1 protein-coding gene and 2 pseudogenes are annotated in these 5,186 nt (G+C 68.5%); all 3 read left to right on the forward strand.

Annotated elements, in window-relative coordinates; translation table 11 throughout:
* Positions 1–942: pseudogene (locus tag ACE3UY_RS12845) on the forward strand (hypothetical protein); the annotation flags it as partial.
* A gap of 120 nt (positions 943–1,062) precedes the next feature.
* Positions 1,063–2,049, forward strand: a complete 987-nt coding sequence (locus tag ACE3UY_RS12850) for a hypothetical protein (protein WP_374687910.1) — start codon at positions 1,063–1,065, stop codon at positions 2,047–2,049.
* Positions 2,050–2,267: 218 nt separating this feature from the next.
* Positions 2,268–5,186 (forward strand): annotated as a pseudogene (locus tag ACE3UY_RS12855) (hypothetical protein); the annotation flags it as partial.

Below are 5,186 nucleotides of genomic sequence, written 5' to 3' on the forward strand. Positions count from 1 at the left end.
GAGGTGTACGAGCGCGTCACCCTCGGCGACGACCCGGCCGCCGGCAACGCCCTGGTGCGCGCCATCCAGACGCGGCCGTCAGCGCTGGTGCGGGCCGAATCGCTGGCGAAGATCGAGGCGCTGTCGCTGCCGCTGGGGCGGTCGTACTGGCGCTTTCTCGACTGCTACGCGCCGCGCTTCGACTCGGCCCGCTTCGACCGGGCGCGCTTCCCTGGCGAAGTGTGCCTGGAGCGGGGGGTGTTCGACGCCAGCCGCCTGGCCAACGCGCCGCCGGAACCGGTGGCAGCCGTCTTCACCGGGGTCGATGACCCGCCGGACGCGGACGTGCACATCCGGTTTACGACCGTTCGCTACCGGCCCGGCGCTTTCCGCGTGCACCTGCCGGCCGATCTGCCGGAGCATTTCGGCGGTCGCTTCAACCAGGCGCGCTTCGGCCAGGGCCGCAACCGGCCGGAACTGTACCCATTCGTCGTCACCGAGCCGGCCGGCGACGACAACCACGTGGAGAAGGTCTTCGACGACTCCCGGCTGATCGAGGCCGAGATCGTGCCGCGCGTCCCGCTGGGCTGGGAGCCGGTGGCGATGCCCTTCCGCGAGCCGCGCTTCCTGACGCTGGGCGACACGCGCACCCAGGCGCAACTCTACCTGACCGAGGAAGGGATTGACGGTTTCCTACGGATCGCGGCGCGCGAGCGAGGGGCCTATGGCAACCAGATCGCCATCTCCGCCCGCGCGTCCGGCCCGGCCATGTACGACTTTGAGGTCATCTTCGAGGGCGTGCCGTTCGAAAACGCGCGGCAGAGCGTGTTGGGCAAGCCGCTGGAAATCCTGACGCAGGAGACGCTGAAGCCCGGCCCGGCTGGCATCTTGCAGGCCAAGGCGGCGGGCGTGCAGGTGGAGGTGACGCGGGAGCGAACCGGGGTGGCAAGTGGTTGGCAGTAGGGGCAGGTTTCAAACCCGCCCCTACCTAGTGGCAAATGACCGGTAAGAAGCAGAGTCCGCATCCTCAGATGCGGGCAGCAAAAGCGATCGATCCATTATGTAAATGAAGGAGATAGTGAAATGGCTAACATATACGATCCTTACGTTGAGTTCATGGCCGGCGACTTGATCGCCGCCGAGACGATGAACGACATGCAGAAGCTGATCCGGGCCGACATCGGCGTGCAGTCGCAGGCCGCCGTCGATGCCATTGTGGAGGTGGACAACGCCAAAGACGCCGCGGCCCTCAATGGTATGAGCATCGAAGCGCTCACGGCCGACATCGTCCAGAAGGCGATCAGCGCCATATCCCAGGAGAGCGGCTACCGGCGGCTGTTCAAAAAGCTCACCTTCAACCCCAACGCGGCCGAGCAAGAAGCGTCGGTCATCCAGCACGATCTGCAGAACTGCCCGCTGGTCGACCTGTATCAGTTGGAGTACTTCCAGGTGGTGGCCTCCGAGGACGGCTATAACCGGCTGACGTGGGTCAACTTCTTCATCTACCATTCCAGCGAGAAGCGCATTCGCTACGTGCCGGAGGGCGGCGGGGCGGCGCAGAACATCGAGATCGAGTCGTCGAAGTGGCCGGTCTTCCGCATCCCCCTGCGCGACTTGCTGGCCTGGTACAAAGTGGATTACGACGACGATTCCAGCCTGGGCGACATCGAGACGGAGTTTTGGGACGCGATCTTCGGCGAGCCGAACGACCGCTTCGACGACGATCAGTACGCCCACTCGCCCTGGTTCGACCGCTGCTGCCGCGACGAGCGGACGGTGCGCAGTCTGAAGCAGAAGGACGACTGGAACGAGATCTGGGTCAAGGTCATGCCGCGCAAGACGGTGAACTACCTGACCGAGGCGCTCTCCGATTTCGACCCGCCCATCGTCGGCCCCCGGCCCCAGCCCGCGCCGACGCAACTGGAGGTGTCGCACCTCGACCTGAATCGTATCGCGCTGCGGTTGCTGCGCCAGCCGGTCTACTCCAGTGAAGTGAGCGAGGCGCTGACCCGCGAAGACCGGGCGGACGCGCTGAACGAGTTGAAGTTGATGGTTTTGTTGCGCGCATGACCCTCTCCCTAACCCTCTCCCACAGGGCGAGGGAACCAATCTCCTCTCCCTGTGGAAGAGGGCCAGGGAGAGGGTCTTATCCCCTCGCCCACTGGGAGAGGGTTAGGGAGAGGGTCTTATCCCCTCGCCCACTGGGAGAGGGTTAAGGAGAGGGTCTTATCCCCTCGCCCACTGGGAGAGGGTTAGGGAGAGGGATAAAGAGGGCAGGGCATTGACACATGATACTAAACGCTAACTTCCCAGGCGATACAATCCGCTTCGAGGGCGACCGCACGGTCATCCTGCGCCAACTGCCGGCGGGCGCGCAAATCGCGAGCGCGCGCGTCACCGTGACGCCGGTCGCCCCGCCCGGCCGGCCCGACCTGCTGTTCCAGGAGGTGCTGACCTTCCCCGGCAGTGGCGCGACCACGCCCGACGTGGGCGAATGGGGCATGACCCGCGCCGTCGCGCCCGGCTCCGGCGCGACGCTCGGCTCGGTCGAGGTGGACTTCCACGCGCGGCGCACGCTGGCGGCGGTTGGAGGAACGAACATCGCTGCTGCTACCAACGGCGGCGTGTTGCTGGTTGACCTGGGAGGCGGCGTCTTCATGCGCATCACGCAGGATGGCGCCCTGGCGACCCCGGACGACACCGATTTCTACAACGTCCCGGCCAGCGGCGTGTTGCCGGGTCTGACGGTGACCAAGTTCCGGCTGCAAGCGGCCAGCGTGGCTGCGCCGCAAAATCTGAACGTCAGCCAGGTCACCATCCGCACCGTGCCCACCAACGTCAGCGTCGCCCTGGGTGAATTGCCGCCGTTCTGGACGCGCGTGGGCGAGATGACCGCGGCCGAGACGAGCACCGACTTCGCCGAGTTCCTACAACTCTTCCTCAGCGAGGCCGAGGTCAAAGACGGCTACTACGAGATTCCGCTCGTACTTCACTCCGACGCCCTGACCCGGCTCAACCTGTCGGTCGCTATCGAGTACGTCGTCCAGGAGTCGGCGCTGCCGGAGGGTGTGGGCGAGGTCGCGCTGCCCTACGGCCACGGCACGGTTCCGCAAGACGGCTGCGAGGCGCTCCAGGTGGCTCTGCCGGTCGGGGCGCAGGTGACCCGCGCCGCCGTGCGCGTGCTCGGCTCGTTCGAGTCCAGCCGCGTGGCCGTCGGCCCGACGGGGCCGGTCACGCCGACGGCTACCGCCGCCATCCGGCCGGGCCGCGGCCAGGCCCAGCCCATCCGCCTGACCCGCATTACGCCGGCGACGGCCGTCGACCTGTTGCTCAGTTGCACCAGCCAGGCGGCTGTGCTCGACCTCAACGTGCTGGGCGACGTGGACGGCAAGCCGTTCGGCGACCCGCTGCTGCCCCGGCCGGTGCGCATCGAGCTGGATCGCGACGTGGCCCTCGCGCCGACCTGGCTCAGCGCCGCGCTGCCGGAGGCGTTCCAGTTTCCGGCCGGCCGCGTCTGGCTGGCGGTGCAGGCGCGCGAAGGGGAGGCGGCCTGGCACGCCGTCGCCGCGGCCGGCGCGGTGGCCGAAGCCGATCCCATCGGCCTGCACTACTCGGCCGCGTCCGGCCTGACGTGGCGCGCGACCCAGGGGGAGGGCGCGGCCCCGCGCCAGAACGGCGCGTCTGGCGGGGCGCTGGCCGGACTGTTCCGGCTGCGCCACGTGCCGCCGGTGTATGAGGTGCCGCTAGAGGTGTTGGTCGGCCAGGGCGACGGGGCGACGCGCGTCTCGCTCGACCGCTACCGGGCGTTGGGCCGCATCGACTTCACCATCGACTTCCCGGAGTTCGCCGACGCCATTAACCGGGCGGCGCGGGCGGGCGAGGCGGGCGGCGCGCCGGGCGGCGAGCAGTTGCGCAACGGCGACTTCGCCCGCTGGACGGTGGCCGGGGATCGGATCGGCGCGCCGCAGCGCGTGGCCGGCATCGACATCCCGACCACGGTGACCATCGCGTCGCACGGGCAGTGGGCTTACGTGGGCGAGCCAGTTGCCCAACCCGGCGAGGAGGCTCCCCCCGATGCGGCGCGCTTCCTCGACCTGCCGGAGCATCGCGGCGACGCGGATTTCAGCCTGCCCGCCCCGCTTTTCCGGCAGCACGTCGCCCTTCGCGCCGACGGCGAGCGGATCGCCGTGCTCACTCGGCGGCAGCAAACGCTCTCGTTATCGTTACTCGACGGCCGGACGCGCCGCGTCATCGGCGATCTGAACCCGGATCCGATGATCGGCTGTCTGGCCTGGTCGCGCGTCGGCCGGTTGCTCTACGTCGGCGAAGATCTGGGCGAGAGCGGTCAGGTACGGGTGCTGGATGGAGAGGCGCTGGAACAGCTATTGCTTCGCCAAGAGACGAATCTGGAAATGGCGATGCTGCCCGGCGCGCCATTTGCGCTGGAAGAGGGAGACCGGCCGTTCAGCCTGGCCCTGTCGCCCGACGGCCAGCGGCTGTACGTCGCCGCCCCATCGTTCAGCGACGCCGGCGCGCCGAGCGAGGGGCGGATCTACGCCTTTGATACGGCCACGCGGACGGCGCGGCCCGGCTCACCGCTGGCGATCGCGGGCCTCCCGGCCGACCTGACGCTGACACCCGATGGGCGCTGGCTGCTGGCCGCCGACGCCGCGGGCAACGCGCTGCTGGTCATTGACGCCAACCGGCTGACCGTGGCGCGAAGGATCGTCCTGGGCCAACCATTCGGCGACGTTCTGGGGCCGATGGCGGTGGAAGTGGCCGGCGACGGCCGCCGCGCCTATGTCGGCAATGCCGCCGCCCACTCGATCAGTATCGTGGACCTGACCACGTGGCAGGTGCAACGGCCCATCGTTATCCCTGTCATGACAGGCTCCGTCGGCATGGCCGGCCGAGACGCGCTCATCGACCTCGCCCTGACGCCTACCGGCGACCGGCTCTACGCCGCCGTCCGCTACAGCGACGAAACCGATCCCTATAATCCCCAAGTGGTTCAGGGCCTCTACTACCTGACACTCGGTCTGCCGGACGAGTGGACGCTGACCCAGGGCTTTGTCATGCCTCTGGGGCTGGGCGAGCCGTACCGACTGGCGGCGCTATTCGGCCCGGTCACGGCTGAGGAGTGCGCCGCGCAGCCGCCGCGCCCGTCGTCGCTGTCCCAGGCGGTGGGCGCGACGGGCGGGCGCACC

The sequence above is a fragment of the Promineifilum sp. (SeqCode) genome, assembly GCF_041918635.1.
GTDB lineage: Bacteria > Chloroflexota > Anaerolineae > Promineifilales > Promineifilaceae > Promineifilum.

Bases quoted from the DNA above. Each gene is read 5' to 3' on its own strand.
- ACE3UY_RS12850 (WP_374687910.1), top strand. From the start codon at position 1,063: ATGGCTAACATATACGATCCTTACGTTGAGTTCATGGCCGGCGACTTG.